This window comes from Methylorubrum sp. SL192 (assembly GCF_026672325.1).
GTDB lineage: Bacteria > Pseudomonadota > Alphaproteobacteria > Rhizobiales > Beijerinckiaceae > Methylobacterium > Methylobacterium extorquens.
Window position 1 is genome coordinate 3,082,682 of sequence record NZ_JAPPQV010000003.1, and the last position, 17,646, is coordinate 3,100,327.

The window sequence follows — 17,646 nt, forward strand, 5'->3', positions numbered from 1 at the left end:
ATGGCAGATGACGTTCCAGATCTTCGTCCGAGAGCGCCCGACAGCGAGAAGCTGACGATCAACCTCGGCTTCGTCGATCTCGGCCGTATCGATCTGCTGGTTCGAGACGGCTTCTATGCCAATCGCGCCGACTTCATCCGAACGGCCGTGCGCAACCAGCTCGACCGTCAGGGCGATGCCGTCACGCAGTCGCTGGCCCGCAAGAAGCTCAGCCTGGGCCTGTCTCACTACACCCGGCAGGACCTCGAAGCGGCAAGAGACGCGGGCGCTCCGCTCCACATCCAGGTTCTCGGCCTCGCCAGCATCGCCCCCGATGTGACGCCGGAACTCGCCCGTGCCGCCATCGCCTCCGTGCAAGTGCTCGGCGCCTTCCACGCCAAACCGGCGGTCAAGGCCGCCCTGGCCGACCGTACGGCCTGATCCCTCGCCTCAACGCCTTCGCGGCGAAGCCGGACACGCGCCCCGGCCCGTCCACCTCATTCAGGATCGTGATCATGAACGCATTCTCCGGCATCGACATGGGTGAGGTGACCCGTCTCACCCGCGCCGGCCAGCTCACGGAAGCCATGGCCCTTCTTCAGGGACGCTCGGCCTCCGCCAAGCCGCAAGCGGGCACGCCGGAGGGTGCACCCGGCAAGGACGCCAGCACCGCACGACCCGCGTCGACCATCGACATGGTCGCGCCTCGGGCCCCGGGTGGGGCGTGGACCGCACCAGTCTTCGGTCGGGGAACGGCCGGGGAAGCCCCCGCTGAGAGGACAAGTGCCTCGGAACGGCAAGGGCTTGCAGAGACCCTGCGGTCCTTGCGCGAGCGCTTTCCCAAGATGGGCGGGATCTCCGGCCTCGGGGACGGTCTCGGATCGCCTCAGCGAGCTCCGGTCCCGGTCCCGGATGGGGCTCGATACGAGGAGCGGACATTCTCAAACGCGGCGGGCAGCCGGACATACAAGGTCTATGTCCCGAGCGGCTATACCGGCCAAGCTCTTCCTCTCGTCGTCATGCTGCACGGCTGTACCCAGTCGCCCGATGACTTCGCGTCCGGGACACGGATGAACGCGCTGGCCGAAGAGCAGACCTTCTTGGTGGCCTATCCCAGCCAGCCTCAATCGGCCAACATGCAGAAGTGCTGGAACTGGTTCAACGCGGCCGATCAGCAGCGCGGCTCGGGCGAGCCTTCGCTGATCGCGGGGATTGCCCAGGACGTCATCCGCGAGTTCTCGGCCGATCCCAGACGGGTCTACGTCGCGGGATTGTCGGCCGGTGGAGCGGCCGCAGCGATTATGGCGGCGACCTACCCGGATCTGTTCGCGGCAATCGGCGTCCATTCCGGGCTTCCCTATGGTGCGGCCAAGGATATGCCCTCCGCCTTTGCGGCCATGAACGGCGGCGGGACGGCTCAGCCTTTGGGAGCACGCGCGTCGGTCCCGACCATCGTCTTCCACGGTGATGCGGACCGCACCGTCAACGCAGCCAACGGCGACCGCATCATCGCTCAATCCAAGCCGGAGGGAGCCTTAGGGAAAGTCGTCACTCACGGGGAGAGCCCAGGCGGCATGACCTACACCCGCAGCGTTCAGTCCGATCCTTCGGGCCGAGAGGTGTTGGAGCAGTGGGTTCTGCATGGAGCGGGTCATGCCTGGTCCGGCGGAAGCCCGAACGGCACCTACACGGATCCGCGCGGTCCAGACGCCAGCCGCGAGATGGTGCGCTTCTTCATGGCGCACACAGGTGGAAGCGAAACAAGACAACAATAAATCTGCCGCCCAGGCGCTGGATCGTCGAGCGCTCCTTCGCCTGGGCCACCCGCTTCCGCCGCCTCGTCGAAGACGAGGAGCGCTCTGCCAGCGCGCGGGCAGACCTGCATCTCGTCGCCTTCGTTTGCCTCATGCTCCAAAAGGCTGCTCTGCTCGCAGCCGGTTTGTAGCGGCCTCTATCGCGGTAGTCCGGCAAAGGGAAAAGGCTCCGACGCGCGATAGGACCGTGTCGCGTTTCCAGCGAAGACGTTGGCCTGATCGATGCCGAGATCGAGTTTCAGCACTTTCCCCGTTTCCTTGGAGAAATCGATCTGATTCAGGTCGGTCCAGAACGTGTTGGGTGAAAGCGCCGACTCGAAGAAATAGAGGCGGCGCTTGTGATCGAAGACCGTGCGCCAGCGTGTGGAGGATATCTCCGGTTTCTCCGGCGTCGAAAGCCCAATCGGCACGGAAACATTGCGTATGATGCCGTATACGCTGGCCAAGAGGTGATCCGAGTCTCCATCCTGCGGGATCGATTTGACGTAGAAGGAGGCGCGGGCGAAGCGATCGGACGCGCGGTTCGTACCGGGCAGCATGACCGTTCCGCCGATCTGTGACCAGTAGGATGCAAGGGCAAGCTGCTGTTCGTAGGTCGGAGAGTTCGTCATCACTTGGTATTGGCGCCCATGATGAATGACCTGCTTGCCGTCGATATACTCGATGATGGCACTGTCCCCGCCGGAATCGGACAGGGACATATGGACATTTGCGATGATCTGAGTGCCGGGAATCACGCTCGTCACGAGCGTGAAGGGTTGCTTCTTGAGGGCGGCAACGGCTTCATCGACGGTCGCGAAGTTGTCGAGAGCGTATTGCGCCCAGACTGAGATCGCCAATCCAGGCGGGCCCTTGCCGTCGAAAGCCGGGTACTGCGACTCTTCAAGCCAGAGCACATTGGCCGTAAGGCCCGCTTCGTTGGCGCCGTCCGAGGTCGAATTGTCGAACGCTGTCGCGACCAAGGATCCATATTTCGACGTCCACCGGATCGAAGCAGGCCCGACCTCACCATTGCGCGCCATCCCTCGCGGCAGGATGTAGAGGTCGGTTCCGATGGGATTTTCCCAGTCCATCGACCGGGCCGTGAAAATCTTGCCGTCTCGTCCAAGGTAAACGAAGCGGGAGCAGGCGCCTGCGGGTTCAACAACGACTTGGAGTACGGCCCAAAACGTCAGGATCGACACGAAACTTTTGATCGGGCAAATCCGTATCATTGAAATATATCCTTATCCGACCGCGATATTTGAATATTTAATTTTCCAAGCGCGACCTCGACGTCTATCCGTTTTAGAGATCTGCTCGCGAGCCGCATACAAACAACGGGTCCGATCGGCGAGATGATGGGAGCATGCCGGCGCTGACCATCATGGGCCGGCGATTTTTCAGCAATGACTTGAATCAAACATCATGCTGAACACAGTTTTGCAGCTTTGCTTCTCCCGGCAGCTTCGGGGTGATTTCGGCCCCTTCAGGTTTGAAACGCTCGGAGGCATTGGGGATGGGCAATGCGTCCCATTTGCCGACGTCGCCCGCTCCTTGGCCTTGACGAACGGCTGGAATCTGGGCCCTCCGAAACAATCTCTTGAGCCGTTGCGTTTCGCGGGGCTGGTTCTTCTCGGCGCTCCGCTCGAGATTGACTTTGGCTGAAACGGGAAGTTGCGTGCCCCTGCGGTGGATCGTTGTGACGGCTGGCGCAATCCTGGTTCGTCTGGCCCTGGTGAACTCCCTGGCCCGACGGCGTGCCGGTCAGGAGCACAGCCAACGTCCAGGCCGGCTCGCGGCGAGGCACACCCGCGTCAACGGCCGGACGATGCATGCCCGTGTCTCGGTCGATCCCGTCCCCGATGACAGCCTGCCCGTGATCCTGGTCCACGGGCTCGGGATGTCGAGCCGCTACATGATCCCGCTCGCGCGGCAACTCGCCCTTTACCGCCGGGTCTACGCGCCTGACCTGCCCGGCTTCGGCTTGAGCGACAAGCCTCCTCACGTGCTCACGGTTCGCGAGTTGGCCGATGCGCTGGCGGCCTGGATGGACGCGATCGGGATCGATCGCGCGGCCTTTATCGGCAATTCGCTCGGCTGCGAGGTGCTGGTCGAATTGGCCCTCGTTCACCCGCAGCGCGTCGACCGCCTTGTCCTGCAGGGGCCCACGCCGGACCCGGAATCACGCGGCCTCGTCCGGCAAGTGGTCGGCTTTTTTGCCATTGCACCGTTCGAGCGCTGGTCGCTCGCTTGGGTGGCGCTCGCCGACTATGCCCGTGGTGGGATCAAGCGCTACATCCTGACCTTACGCAGCATGGTCGGCAACCGCATCGGAGAGAAGGTGCTCCGAGTCACGCAGCCGACGCTCGTGGTTTGGGGAACGCGTGACTACATCGTCCCCTATGCATTTGTGACGAGCCTCGCAGCGGCCCTGCCTCGCGGCCGTCTTGCTGTCATCCCCGGCGCCGCCCATGGGATCAACTACTCGCATCCGAAGGCGTTTGTTTCGGCCTTACTTCCATTTCTACTTGCCACCGGCCACCGTCCCAGGGACGTACGGCGCGAGGCTCGGCATCGAGAGACTCACCCTTCGGGAACGGCTTGAAGCTCCGCCGTGCTTGCGAGGATCGCCTCCTGTAACGCCGTCGCGGCGGGATGCTGTCGGCCCGAGCCGAGCACCACGAACTCGACCTCGCCGATCGGCGGCAATCCGGCCGTCTCCGGGATCGGAGCCAGTCCCGGTGGCGTCACCTGGGCCGAGTGCGGCGCGATGCCCAGACCGGCTTCGACGGCCGCGCGCAGCCCCATCAGGCTGCCGCTGGTGCAGGCGATCCGCCAGGAACGCCCCGCCGCTTCGAGGGCATCGAGCGCCAGGGTGCGCGTGATCGAGGGCGGCGGATAGAGGACCAACGGCAGTGGCAAGGCCGGATCGGGCGCGAAGCCGGGCCGGCCCACCCAGACCAGCTCTTCCGCCCAAGCCAATTCACCGCGCGGATCGCCGCGGCGGCGCTTGCAGAAGATCACGTCCAGTTCGCCCGCATCGTAGCCCTGGTAGAGGGCCCGGCTGAGACCGACCGTCAGCTGCAGATCGACGGAAGGGTGGCCATCCGCGAACCGCGCCAGAACCTGGGCCAGGGCCGACAGCGTGTAGTCCTCGGAGACGCCGAGGCGGATGCGGCCGCGCAGGCCGCCCGGCGAGAAGAAGGCGCGAAGCCGGTCGTGCGCCTCCAGCACGTCGCGCGCAAAGCCGATCATGGCTTGGCCGTCCGGCGTCAGGGCGACCCGATGCGTGTCCCGCATGAGGAGGGAGCGGCCCAGCGCCTGTTCCAGCCGCGCGATATGCCCGCTGACCGTGGATTGCTGCAGGCCGAGGGTCTGCGCAGCGGCCGTGAAGCTGCCGCTTTCAAGGACGGCCAGGAAGGAGCGGATCTGGTCGACATTGAGGTTGCTCATCACGGTTCGTGATAGCCGATATCCTTACCGCTCGGGAGCCCGGTAGGCTTAGGGTCCAGGCCGAACCCGATTCGCAGCACCATCGTCGAGCCGCTCAGTGACCGCTCCCGTTGCCATCGCCATGATCTTCATCGGCGGCTTCGTCGCAATCCCGGCATCCGGCCGATGGGCGCATCAGGTCACGGAAGCGCTCGCCTTCCTTCTCGCGACCGTCGTGCTGGTCATTGCGGTCATGCTCCTCTGCAAGACTTGGCCGGACTACTACACCAGCCCACAGATTCCGGCCGCCATGACGGAAACGCCACTCGACGACTAGAGCGCTTTCCGACGAAGCGGCCGCCGGTTCGGCAAAAGAAAGCGCGTTGAGCCAAAGGCCTGGAGGCGCTGGCCTGATGCAAATCAGGTCGGATGCGGCTTGAGCGCAGGGCGCCGCCTCCGCCGCCTACAAACTAGGGAAAGCCTCGTGAAGCCGCAGATCACGGATGGCGGCACATCCGCTGGAACCGCCCTTGCCTTCGTCGCCGGCTTCTTCGATGCCGCGGCTTTCATCGCGCTGACAGGCCTGTTCACGGCCCATGTCACCGGAAATTTCGTCCTGATCGGTGCTGAATTGGTCGCGAGCTCGACCGGCGTGCTGGCGAAGCTTCTGGCTTTGCCCGTCTTCTTGGCGGCCGTGGCGGGGGCCCGTGTCCTTGCGCTGCTCCTGCAGCGGCGGGATGCTGATCCGCTGCCTTGGCTGCTCGCCGTTGAGGCCGTTCTCCTCGCGGGTTTCGGCTTGTGCGGGTCCCTATGGGCGCCGCTCGATGCGCCGGACGGTGCCCCGGCGCTGATCGTCGGCATGCTCGCTGTCGCGGCCATGGGCGTGCAGAACGCGATCGGTCGTCTCTCCCTCGGCCACCTCGCTCCGACCACGGTGATGACCGTTAGCGTCAGTCAAGCGGTCATCGATGCCATGGATCTTGCCCTGAGAACGTCGGGGAGCCCGGCTCAGACGCGCGCGCGGCTGCTGCGGGTGTTGCCGGCCATCGTGACCTTCGCCGCGGGCGCTCTGTGCGGCGCCTTCGGGATCGCCCATCTGGCCTTCGGCTGTATCACGCTGCCGATTATGATCTTGATCGGCCTGATCGTCCTTGTGGCGATGACGCCCGCCGAAGCGAACGCCACGACGTGAGCGACGCCGGAGATGGGCTCACGCGATGAAGTGGCCACGACGATTGTAGGCTCGAACGCCCGATCTTGAGCGATACGGCTCGAAGGCGCGGCGGGCATGACGGAACAATATTTGCATTTTGCGCAATCGATCTTGGCGTTGACCCTTCCGCATCGCTGCCATGCAGCCCCAGGCGTCACTGAGCCAAGACACTCAACCTACAACGGTCCGCTCTTCGTCGGCGAGGGATATCGTTCCCGCGCCGATCAGACCCATTCTCCGTTGTACGTCGCGGCCTTGATACAAAGCCGCCTGTCAGAGCGCTTTCCGACGAAATGGACGCCGGTTCGGCGAAAGAAAGCGCAGTGAAACAAAGACCGAGAGACGCCGGCCTGATGCAATGGGGTCGGCGTCTCTCGAGCGGATCGGCTGTGCAAGCGATGACCAGAACAGCACTGACATGGCCCATGCCGCCGGGCCAGAGCGAAAGCCGGCGGCTTGCCGCCTTGCATCGCTTGCAGCTGCTCGACACACCACCGGATCCAGCCTTCGACCGCATCACTCAGCTGGCCCAGACCCTCTTCGATGTCCCGATCGCGCTGATTTCCCTGCTCGATGAGGACCGACAATGGTTCAAGGCCAAGTGTGGCCTGCACGTCTCGGGCACGCCGCGGGAACAGGCCTTCTGCAACTATACGATCCTGCACGACAGCGTGTTCGTGGTTCCCGATGCGCGCGCCCATGCTGATTTCGCCCTGAATCCGCTCGTGACCGGGGAACCCTTCATCCGCTTCTATGCGGGCGCGCCCCTCATCGTCGCACCGGGGACAAGGATCGGCTCGCTCTGCCTCATCGACAGGAAGTTGCGCGCCTTCGACGAAGAAGACAGCCGGCTGTTAGCCCGATTGGCGCAGGTGATTACAGATGAAATCTGGTTGAGAACCCTTGCATCCGGACAAAACAGGGTCTTCCCACATTTCGCACAGGGTAGGCCGCGTACCGAAACGCCATCCCTGATCACAGGCCTGCAGGTTCGTGCGGCCAGGGCGATGCTCGGCTGGTCCATCGACGAGCTGAGCCTGAAAACCGGCCTCTCGCCGAACACCATCAAACGAATGGAGGCGGATGAGCAAAGCCGTCCAAGTAGCCCGTCCACGACAGTAAAAATCAAGGAGGCTCTGGAAGGCGAAGGGATTGTATTTCTCGGGCATGATGCGGCCGATCCCGGCGTACAACTTGTGAGAAAAATCAGTAACAACAAAGATCAATAGGTCGTTTAACGAGTTTTTAGGACCTGATTGCCCATCTTGTCCAACGGCAGACCGCCTGGCGGCAGTGCGGCGCTCCCGTCCTTCAAAGGGGCGCGGTTCAATCGAACAATGCCGCCTCTGGGATGGATGCATGTCGCTGTTCTTTCGCGGCGATCGTGCCGTGTTGCACGCTTTCGGTCGTGCGCATGGCATGGTGGAGCTCACGCCGGCTGGCACCGTCTTGAGTGCCAATGCATGCTATCTCGACTGGCTCGGGTATAGCTTCGACGAATTACAGGGCCACACACTGGATGTCGTCCGGGATCCGTACGAGGCGACCCGCGCGGAGCAGCAGGAACTCTGGGCAGCGGTGACCCGAGGCGAATCCCGGACCGCGTGCTCTCGGCATCTCACCAAGCAGCGCGACGCGATCTGGCTGCAGGTCAGCTACTGCCCCGTGCTCGACCGTACCGGCCGGGTGAGCAAAATCGTTCTCCTCGCGGTCGATGTCACGGCACAGCAGCAGAGCAGCGCCGATCACGCGGCGGTCCTTGAGGCCATCAGCTGCTCGCGCGCCACAATCGAGTTTGCCCTGGATGGCACCATCCTCATGGCTAATACCGGCTTCCTCGACGCTGTCGGCTATAAGCTGGAAGAGGTGCAGGGCCGGCACCACAGCCTGTTTGTCGCTCCGGCAGAACGCGACAGCCAAGCCTATCGCGCGTTCTGGGCGGCTCTGGCGCGCGGCGAGTTCCAGCGCGCCGAGTACAAGCGCATCGGCAAGGATGGACGGGAGATTTGGCTGCAGGCCATCTACAATCCGGTTCGCGACAGCCAGGGCAACCCGTACAAGGTCGTGAAGTTCGCGACCGACATCACTCAGGACAAGCTGCACCGGGCCGACGTGGCGGGGCAGATCGCGGCCATCAACCGGTCACAGGGCGTCATCCATTTCGACATGGATGGCACCATCCTCGACGCCAACGAGAACTTCCTGAGCGTTGTCGGCTATCGGCTGGACGAGGTCCGCGGCCAGCACCATCGGACCTTCGTCGAGCCGTCTCAGGTCCAGTCCGCGGAGTACCTGCAGCTGTGGGAGGCCCTGCGGCGGGGTGAGTACCGGGCGGGCGTGTTCAAGCGCCTCGGCAGGGGCGGGCGGGCGGTCTGGATCCAGGCGAGCTATAACCCGATCTTCGATGCGGACGGCAAGCCGTTCAAGGTCGTGAAGTACGCCACCGACATCACGGCCAAAACGGCGGCTCAGCATGCGGCGACCGGCGCCTCAAGCCAGACGCTGATGAACGTGCAGACCGTTGCCTCGGCGGCAGAGGAGCTGAGTGCTTCGATCGGTGACATCGCGCAGAGCCTGGCCCGCTCGCGCTCGGAAGTGGACGCCATCCACGACCAGACCGTCGTGGCGGACCGCTCCACAGCGAAGCTGAAGGACGCCGCCGCATCGATGAACGGCGTCGTCCAACTCATCCAGGGCGTTGGTCAGCAGATCAATCTTCTGGCCCTCAATGCGACGATCGAGGCGGCGCGGGCGGGAGAGGCCGGACGCGGTTTTGCTGTGGTGGCCGGCGAGGTGAAGAACCTGTCGAACCAAGTGACCCAGGCGACGACGCGGATTGCACAGGACATCCATGGGATGCAGGGAATCGCGGAAGACGCGGTGGGTGCCCTGCTCTCGATCGTGCAGGCGATCGGGTCGGTACGGGAGACGGTGACCGGCATCGCCTCGGCCGTCGATGAGCAAAACGCCATTACCCAGGAGATCTCGTCCAGCATGCAGACGGCCGCACACGGTGTCGGCGAGATCAACACCAGTTTGCAGGCTCTCACGGGCTGAGAGGCTCGGCGCCGCGCGGTCGCGATGGGATTCGCCCAGGCGTGGTCAGCCCTGATGTACAGCCTGCGGGCCAATGTGCCGGGCCAGGGTCACTCGCATGAAAATCGGGCCGGCTGGCAGAATTCAAGTCACTCCTCTCGTGCGGTGAGCCAATTCGTCTCAAATCTGCTGACGACGAATAGCTGACTCCGTACGAGGCCGAGCTGCGACTTGTTTGATCAAATGATCGGAGGGCACAACCTACACTTTCGTTCATTGTCTCATAGTCCGGCGTTCGGTCGCGTTCCGGCGCGGTCGGGCGGCAGGCTTCCGTGATTGATGTTCGGAGACTTCCATGCCCCTGACTGTCTGCCGCCGCCCCATCGCCTCTGTCGCCGCAGCCGCCCTCGTCGCAGGCGGCGCGGCCGGCTTTGGCTTGGCCGAGCCCATGACCCCGGCTTACGCCCAGGCCCTGCCGAAGACCCCGATCGAGGCGCCCGATCAGCCGCCGGGCTCGTTCGCCAACGTCGTCGACAAGGTGAAGCCGGGTGTCGTCGCCGTGAAGGTGAAGCTCGACGACAGCGCCGACGATGACGACGACAGCCCCGGCGGCCCGAACATGCAGCAGGTGCCGCCGCAACTGCGTGAGTTCTTCAAGCGCTTCGGCCAGGGTGGGCCGGGCGGTCGCGGCATGCGGCCGCGGGGCGGGGTCGGCTCCGGTTTCATCATCTCGGCGGACGGCTACGTGGTGACCAACAACCACGTCGTCGACAAGGCCAAGACCGTGCAGGTCACGCTCGACGATGGCCGCACCCTCGACGCCAAAGTGATCGGCAAGGACTCCAAGACCGACATCGCCCTCCTGAAGATCACCGAGAGCGGCAGTTATCCCTATGTCCAGTTCGGCAAGGGCGCCCCGCGCGTCGGCGACTGGGTCTTGGCCATCGGCAACCCGTTCGGCCTCGGTGGCACGGTGACGGTGGGCATCGTCTCCGCCCGCGGTCGCGACATCGGCGCCGGCCCCTACGACGACTTCCTGCAGATCGACGCGCCGATCAACAAGGGCAATTCCGGCGGCCCGACCTTCAACGTCAACGGTGAGGTCGTGGGCGTGAACACGGCAATCGCCTCGCCGTCCGGTGGCTCGGTCGGGCTCGGCTTCGCGATCCCCGCCGAGACGGTGCAGACGGTGGTCGATCAGCTCCGCACCGACGGCAAGGTGGTGCGCGGTTATCTCGGCGTACAGGTCCAGCCGGTGACGAAGGACATCGCCGAGGGGCTCGGCCTCGACAAGGCCAAGGGCGCGCTCGTCAATGACGCCGAGAGCGGCACGCCGGCGGCCAAGGCCGGCCTGAAATCGGGCGACGTGATCGAGTCGGTCAACGGCGTGCCCGTGAACAACGCTCGCGATCTGTCGCGGCTGATCGCCGGCCTCAAGCCCGGCACCGAGGTGAAGCTCGCCTATCTGCGGGGCGGCAAAAGCGAGGTGGCGACCGTCGAACTCGGCACGTTGCCAGGCGACAGCAAGGTGGCGCGGCGCGGCGACGACGCGCCGAGCGGTCAGGCCCGGCTCGGCCTGAGCCTGGCCCCTGCCAGCGAGACCGGCCTCGGCGACGAGGGCGTGGCGGTGATGGATGTCGATCCCGACGGCCCGGCCGCGGCCAGGGGCATCGCCCAGGGCGACGTGATCCTGGATGTCGCCGGCACCAGCGTCTCGAAGCCCTCCGAGGTGCAGGCACAGATCCGCGCTGCCGAGTCGAGCGGCCGCAAGGCGGTGCTGATGCGGGTGAAGAGCGCCAGGGGGCAGACCCGCTTCATCGCCGTCCCCCTGACCAAGGAGGGCTGATCCGCCCCGGATCGCCCGCTTCGGCGGCGCCCACCTCGATGCCGAAAGCATTGCGGGCGAGCGGGAGCGTACCGTGCCGGTCCGGACCGTCATCGGGCCAGTACACCGATGGTCACGGGACGCTCTTGCCGACAGAGCGAGGCTATCCTGCGCTCAAGCCGGATCAGCGATCGGATCGCTCCTGCCATGCAATCCGGTGCGGTTCGTATCTTTTAAGTTGCAACCGCCCGGAACGTCGCCGAGCGACGGCCGTTCAAGCTATAGTTGAGACGTCAGTTCTCGATGGCATGATCGCCCCGGTCAGCCTAACACAAGTGGACCATCCTCATCTTCGTGTTTGGCCCGGTTGACCCTGCTGATTTAGCTTCCTGGCCTCAATCAAACAAACACGCCGATCTTCAAGCTGCATCAAATTACAAGTCATCATCATTTGACGTTGGCGCGACCGGCGATCGGCCCGTCGCACTGAGATCTGTTGGCCGGCTTGAGCCGTATCCGACCTGACGGCATCAGGCCGGCGTCTCCAGGTCTTTGTGTCAACGCGCTTTCTTTCGCCGAGCCGGCGTCCACTTCGTCGGAAAGCGATCTAGGTCGCCGAACTTCGGCATTCTGAAGTTCGACGAGATGTGGTCGATGGCATCAAGCTAAGACAAAGGAGCTCATCATGCGTACTGGATCTTCGAAGACTTACCTGCTGTCTGCCCTTGCGGTCGTCTTATCCGCCGGTCTCGTTCAGGCCGAAACCACCAGCGGGAAGAGCACCGACAAAAATCAGGAAAAACTGGCGAGCAAACCCCTCGAGAAGGTCACCTGCGAGGAGTTCAACGGGTTCGAAGACACGTTCAAACCGAAAGTCGTCGCATGGGCCGCAGGCTACAAACAGGGCCAGAAGAAGCCCGATGTGGTGGCCATCGATATCGCCGGGGTCGAGAAGGTCACGCCCCTGGTCGCTGAAGAATGCAGGAAGGCGCCGACCGCCTCCCTATGGTCGAAGATCGATGGTGAGCTGAAGAAGATATTCTGATGTAGATAGGACTGCATCATTGAATGACCTCGCCGAACGCGTGCTTCGACAGCACTCAGCCAGCAAATCGACCAGCTTCATCCTTTCTGCAGCTGGTCGAGCGCTGATTTCAGGGACCGATTTCGGCGCGCTCGAGACTCAGACCTGTCCTGTCCGGGCAACCGGACCGGCAGACCTCGGACAGGGCCGAATGCGAGGGTCCACGGGGACCAGAGGAGCCGAGGATGAAGCGCGGTTCGAACGAGCCTCCTTCTATCGTTTCAGTCATGTCCGAAGAGCCGCACAGGTCGGCCAAGCGCGATGGAGGTTCGCTCATGATGAAGCGATGGATCATCATCACTGCGGCACTTGCGACCAGCACGGTGACGCTCGCGCAGCCCCTTCCGCCGCCGCCCGGCCCCTCCGCCGCCTCCGCCGCCACCGTTGGTCTTGCCGCCTCCGCCGCCTCCGCCGCTGCCCCCTCCGCCGCCACCGCCGGTATTGCCCCTGCCGCCGCCCCCGCCACCCCCACCGCCTCCGCCCCCACCCGTGTGACGTTGCGGATGCGAGCCTTCAGCGATCGCCTTGCAGGCCTTGGGGCGGTTCAGTGGGTCGCACGATCCCGATCGGCAGCCAGACCGATATCCGAGCCCTTGGCTGGCACCCTGCCGGCCTGGGCAAGGGCGCGCTCCAGCATCTGTCCATAAATCGGACGGCCGCCGAGCCATTGGGCCACGAGGCTGGCCGTCAGGCAGGCCGTCAGCATGGGCAGGACGAGCGCGTAGGCAGTCGTGAGTTCGAGCACCAACACCACACCCACGGCCGGGGCGTGCACCGTCGCGCTGAAGAGTGCGGCCATCGCCACGATGCCGAAGGAGACCGGCGTCACCCCAAGGCCGGACAAGACCTCGGGGAACGCCATCTGCGCGAGCAGGCCGAAGGCCAAACCGATGCAGGTCGCCAGCGACAGGATCGGCGCGAAAATGCCACCCGGCGTGCCGACGGAATAACAGACAACCGAGGTGCAGAGCCGGGCGACCGCCAGCATCAGCAGCACGCCCGCACTCGGGGTCAGAACGGCGATCTGTGAAATCACCTGCTCCCCGCCCGTCGCCGTGCGCGGCGCGACGATCAGCAGGGCGCCCACGAGCAGTCCGACCAGGGCAGGCCAAACATACGGGGCCCGCTTCTGCCATGCGGCGGCGCGGTCCAGCATCGCCAGGATGCATCGATTGAAGAGCACGCCCACGGCCCCCAGGATGATGCCCAGCACGGCGAAGGCCGGCAACGAAGCCAGCGCCGCTGCCCCGGCCGACAGCGGCAAGTCCGGCCGCGCGCCCGAGATCATCTGGGTCACCGCGGTTCCGGTGATCGCGGCCGCGAACACCCCCATGTAGTTCCGGAAGCTGTAGGGGAACTGCTTGCGCGTTTCCTCGATGACGAACAGCACGGCCGCCATCGGGGCATTGAAGGCGCAGGCGAGACCCGCCCCCGCGCCGGCCGCCAGCAGAGCCCGCCGATCGACGTCCCTCACCCGGAACATCTCGGACGCCGCGAGCGCCGCCGAGCCGCCCATGTGAATGGTCGGCCCCTCGCGGCCAAGAACCAGGCCCGAGCCGATCGCCGCGATGCCGGCGATGAACTTCACCGGCAGCACGCGCTCCCAGCGCACATGCCGGATGCCGGCGATGGCCCCCTCGATTTCCGGAACCCCGCTCCCGCTCGCTTCCGGGGCAAAGCGCCGGGTGATGAACACGGCAAAGACCGTGGCCGCCATGGTGATGGCGGCGCTCGCCGCGACCAACCGCCAACCGGCGGTCTGGCCGGCGAGCCATGTCGGCCAATCGATGATCGTGTCGATGGCGAGGTGGAAGAGGCCGCCGAACACGCCCGTGAGGGCACCGGTGATCAGGGCCACGGCAACGAAGCGTGCCTGTTGCGGAGACGTGGCGGGTTGATCTGCCGGCTTCATCCTCGCCCCTTCCTCTCGCTGATCGCCGGCAGACCCTGGACTTCACGCGGTCCGTCCCCGGAACGGATGTCTCCGTGGGACTCACCGAAGTTCCACGGGGGCGGTTTCGCAGGCGCCCGGACCACCGGTCAGGCGGGCTGAGCCTGCTTCGCCTTCCCCTTGCTCACGCGCTCGCGCAGGGTCTGCACCGTGACGTAGAGCATCGGCACGAGGAAAATGCCGATCGAACTGGCCGCGATCATCCCGCCGAAGACCGCGGTGCCGACGTCGCGACGGCTGATCTGGGCCGCACCGGTGGCGATCACGAGGGGGACCAGGCCGAGGATGAAGGCGATGGAGGTCATCATCACGGCGCGGAACCGCTGCTCGGCGCCGCGGATCGCGGCCTCGCGGATCGGCACGCCGGCCTCCCGCTGATCCTTCGCGAACTCGACGATCAGGATGCCGTTCTTGGCCGCAAGCGCGATCAGCACCACGAGCCCGATCTCGCTGTAGAGATCGAGCGAAAGGCCGGCGAGCTTGACGGCCAGGTAGGAGCCGAAGGCGCCGACCACGACCGACAGCAGGACCGGAATGGGGATCGTCCAGCTCTCGTAGAGGGCAACGAGGAACAGGTAGGCGAACAGGAAGGCGAGGCCGAGGACGATCCAGGTCTGCCCGGAGGCCTGCTGCTCCTGATAGGCGGTCCCGGTCCACTCGTAGCTGTAGCCTTCCGGCAGGGTCCGGTCCGAGATCTGCTCCATCGCGGCCATCGCGGCGCCGGAGGAGATGCCGGGCGCCGGGCTGCCGTTCACGCTCACGGCGCGGAAATTGTTGTAGCGCGTGAGCACCTGCGGTCCCAGCACGATGCGCTCGCTCGCGACCGAACGCACCGGCACCATCTGGCCCGAGGCGCCGCGGACATAGATGTTCCAGATGTCGCGAATGTCGCCCCGGTTGTCCGCCTCCCCCTCCACATTCACCTGCCAGGTGCGGCCGTAGAGGTTGAAATTGTTGACGTAGACTCCGCCGAGCGTGGCCTGGAGCGAACTGAAGACGTCGCTCATCGCCAGCCCGAGCACCTGTGCCTTGGTGCGGTCGATGTCGAGGAAGATCGAGGGATTCGACGCCGTGAAGGTGGAGAAGACGCGGGCAAGCTGCGGGTCGCGGTTCGCCGCCGCGACGAGCCCGCGCACGACCGCGTCGGTCGCGGCCGGGTCCTGGCCCTCTCGCGCCTCGAGCACGTATTCGAAGCCGCCGCTCGTCGAGAGTCCGACGATCGGCGGAAGGTTGAAGGGTAGGACCGTGGCCTGCCCGATCGTCCCGGCCGCTGCGTAAGCGCGCCCGATCAGGCCCCCGGCGGATTCCGCCTCGCTCCGGCGATCGGCGAAGGGTTTGAGCTGCGCCACCAGGAACGCGGAATTCGGCTCGGCCGCCCCGTCCAGAAGCGAGAAGCCGACGATCGCAAGCACCTGATTGACGCCGGGCATGTCCTTCAGGAGCCTCTCGACCTCCGCCGCGACCGCACTCGTGCGGGCCACCGAGGCGCCGTCGGGCAGTTGGACCGAGACGAAGAAGGCGCCCTGATCCTCCTCCGGAAGGAAGCCGGCGGGCGTGATCCGCGAGAGGCCGAAGATGCCGCCCGCGAACAGGAGAACCAGCACGAGCGAGAGCGCGGACACGCGGACGAGGCGGCGGACGCCCCCTGCATAGCGGTCCCGCACCCAGTCGATTCCGTTGAGCACCCGGCCCATGATGCCCCGCCGCGCGCGCGTGGGGCGCAGGAACACCCCGCAGAGCGCGGGCGAAAGGGTCAGCGCGTTGATCGCCGAGATCAGCATCGCGGCGCTGATCGTGACGGCGAACTGGCGAAACAGCGTTCCCGACACGCCCGGGATGAAGGCGATCGGAACGAAGACGGACAGGAGGACGAGCGTGATGGCGATGATGGGGGCCGTGATCTGCGTCATGGCGAGCTTCGTCGCCTCGGCCGGCGACAGCTCCGGATGCTCCTCCATCACCCGTTCGACATTCTCGACGACGACGATGGCGTCGTCGACCACGATGCCGATGGCGAGCACCATCGCCAGGAGCGACACGGTGTTGGCCGAGTAGCCGAGCACGTAGAGCACCGCGAAGGTGCCGATGAGGCTCACCGGCACGGCGATGGCGGGGATCACCGTCGCCCGCAGATTTCCGAGGAACAGAAACACGACGAGGACGACGAGGACGAAGGCCTCGGCCAGCGTCCGCAGCACCTCGGAGATGGTGTCCTTCACGAAGGTCGTGGAATCGTGCACGACCACGTATCGCAAGCCTGCCGGGAAGCGCGCCGACAGCTTCTCCAGGGTTGCTTTCACGGCGCTCGCGGTCCGCACCGCGTTGGCGCCGGGCACGAGATAGATGGCGACAGGGACACCGGGGCGGCCGTCGAGCCGGGATTCGCTGTCGAAGCTCTGCGCGCTGAGTTCCACCCGGGCGACGTCGCGGATGCGCACCACGGAGCCGTCGGAATTCGTCCGCAGGACGATCGCGCCGAATTGTGCCGGCGTCGACAACCGACCCTGCGTCTGCACGTTCATCTGGATCTGCTGCTCGTTCGTGATCGGCGGCGCGCCGATGCGGCCGACCGGCGCCTGAACGCTTTGCGCCCGGATGGCATCCACCACGTCCGACGGCGCGAAATTCAGGCTCGTGAGGCGATCCGTGTCGAACCAGATGCGCATCGAGTAGTTCATCCGCGCGAACAGGTTGGCCTGGCCCACTCCGGCCGTGCGCGAAATCTCGTCGAGCACGTTGATGATGGCGTAGTTCGTGATGAAGAGCGGGTCCTGCGCGCCCGTCTCGCTGTAGAGGACGGCAAACAGCAGGATCGCGGACGACTTCTTCTGCACCTTGAGCCCCTGCAGCTGCACCTCGGACGGGAGCTGCGACAAGGCCGACTGCACGCGGTTGTTGACGTTGACCGTGTTGATATCCGGGTCGGAGCCGAGGTCGAAACTCACCGCCAGGCTGTAGCTGCCGTCATTGGCACTCGTGGACTTCATGTAGATCATGCGGTCGACGCCGATGACCTGCGCCTCGAGCGGCTGGGCGACACTCGCCTCGACGACCTCGGCAGAGGCCCCCGGATACATCCCCGACACACTCACCTGCGGCGGCACGATGTCGGGAAGCTGCGCGACCGGGATCCGGAGCAGCGCCAGCCCCCCGGCGATCGTGATGATCAGCGCGATGACGATCGCGAGCCGGGGGCGGTCCACGAAGATGGATGAGATCATGACGCGCCTCGGGCTCGGCCGCCTGGGACAAACGAAGTGCGATCCGGGACGAGGGGCCGCGGAGCGGGACACGGGACGAGGCAAGGGACGGGGCGAGGGGGGCGGCGTC

At 65.3% G+C, this 17,646-nt stretch carries 13 protein-coding genes and 1 pseudogene; 10 read left to right on the top strand and 4 right to left on the bottom strand.

Annotated elements, in window-relative coordinates:
- The 3 genes and pseudogenes from OVA30_RS15305 to OVA30_RS15315 all read left to right on the top strand — a co-directional run.
- Positions 1-420 (top strand): CopG family transcriptional regulator, encoded by a 420-nt coding sequence (locus OVA30_RS15305; protein ID WP_015952063.1) that lies wholly within the window; start codon positions 1-3, stop codon positions 418-420.
- A 74-nt stretch (positions 421-494) separates the two neighbouring features.
- Positions 495-1,754, top strand: a complete 1,260-nt coding sequence (locus OVA30_RS15310) for an extracellular catalytic domain type 1 short-chain-length polyhydroxyalkanoate depolymerase (protein WP_268175964.1) — start codon at positions 495-497, stop codon at positions 1,752-1,754.
- 2 nt (positions 1,755-1,756) lie between these two features.
- Positions 1,757-1,924 (top strand): annotated as a pseudogene (locus tag OVA30_RS15315) (transposase); the annotation flags it as partial.
- Positions 1,925-1,930: 6 nt separating this feature from the next.
- Here the strand turns inward: OVA30_RS15315 and OVA30_RS15320 are convergent.
- The gene (locus OVA30_RS15320) at positions 1,931-3,007 is read right to left on the bottom strand and encodes a linear amide C-N hydrolase (protein ID WP_268175965.1); all 1,077 of its coding nucleotides are present in this window, start codon (positions 3,005-3,007) and stop codon (positions 1,931-1,933) included.
- 446 nt (positions 3,008-3,453) lie between these two features.
- Here OVA30_RS15320 and OVA30_RS15325 point away from each other — a divergent pair, with 446 nt between their 5' ends.
- Entirely contained in the window at positions 3,454-4,380 is a 927-nt protein-coding gene (locus OVA30_RS15325) for an alpha/beta fold hydrolase (protein WP_268175966.1), read from the top strand.
- Here OVA30_RS15325 and OVA30_RS15330 read toward each other — a convergent pair.
- Positions 4,359-5,228: a LysR family transcriptional regulator gene (locus OVA30_RS15330; RefSeq protein ID WP_265224992.1), complete on the bottom strand. Its 870-nt coding sequence runs from the start codon at positions 5,226-5,228 to the stop codon at positions 4,359-4,361. The genes OVA30_RS15325 and OVA30_RS15330 overlap by 22 nt on opposite strands.
- A gap of 97 nt (positions 5,229-5,325) precedes the next feature.
- Between OVA30_RS15330 and OVA30_RS15335 the strand changes: the two genes are divergently transcribed.
- The 6 genes from OVA30_RS15335 to OVA30_RS15360 all read left to right on the top strand — a co-directional run bounded on the left by OVA30_RS15335 (position 5,326) and on the right by OVA30_RS15360 (position 12,326).
- Entirely contained in the window at positions 5,326-5,544 is a 219-nt protein-coding gene (locus OVA30_RS15335) for a hypothetical protein (protein ID WP_268175967.1), read from the top strand.
- 147 nt (positions 5,545-5,691) lie between these two features.
- Entirely contained in the window at positions 5,692-6,399 is a 708-nt protein-coding gene (locus OVA30_RS15340) for a YoaK family protein (protein WP_268175968.1), read from the top strand.
- A gap of 446 nt (positions 6,400-6,845) precedes the next feature.
- The gene (locus OVA30_RS15345) at positions 6,846-7,649 is read left to right on the top strand and encodes a GAF domain-containing protein (RefSeq protein ID WP_253397660.1); all 804 of its coding nucleotides are present in this window, start codon (positions 6,846-6,848) and stop codon (positions 7,647-7,649) included.
- A 130-nt stretch (positions 7,650-7,779) separates the two neighbouring features.
- Complete coding sequence (locus OVA30_RS15350; RefSeq protein ID WP_268175969.1) at positions 7,780-9,477, top strand: methyl-accepting chemotaxis protein; 1,698 nt, start codon at positions 7,780-7,782, stop codon at positions 9,475-9,477.
- Between the two features lie 334 nt (positions 9,478-9,811).
- On the top strand, positions 9,812-11,302 hold the full coding sequence (locus OVA30_RS15355; protein WP_268175970.1) for a Do family serine endopeptidase: 1,491 nt from the start codon (positions 9,812-9,814) through the stop codon (positions 11,300-11,302).
- Between the two features lie 664 nt (positions 11,303-11,966).
- Complete coding sequence (locus OVA30_RS15360; RefSeq protein ID WP_238508723.1) at positions 11,967-12,326, top strand: acid-activated periplasmic chaperone HdeA; 360 nt, start codon at positions 11,967-11,969, stop codon at positions 12,324-12,326.
- Between the two features lie 583 nt (positions 12,327-12,909).
- Here OVA30_RS15360 and clcA read toward each other — a convergent pair.
- Together clcA and OVA30_RS15370 are read right to left on the bottom strand one after the other, a co-directional pair.
- Positions 12,910-14,277: a H(+)/Cl(-) exchange transporter ClcA gene (clcA, locus tag OVA30_RS15365; protein ID WP_268175971.1), complete on the bottom strand. Its 1,368-nt coding sequence runs from the start codon at positions 14,275-14,277 to the stop codon at positions 12,910-12,912.
- 128 nt (positions 14,278-14,405) lie between these two features.
- Positions 14,406-17,537: an efflux RND transporter permease subunit gene (locus OVA30_RS15370; RefSeq protein WP_268175972.1), complete on the bottom strand. Its 3,132-nt coding sequence runs from the start codon at positions 17,535-17,537 to the stop codon at positions 14,406-14,408.
- Positions 17,538-17,646: the final 109 nt, after the last annotated feature.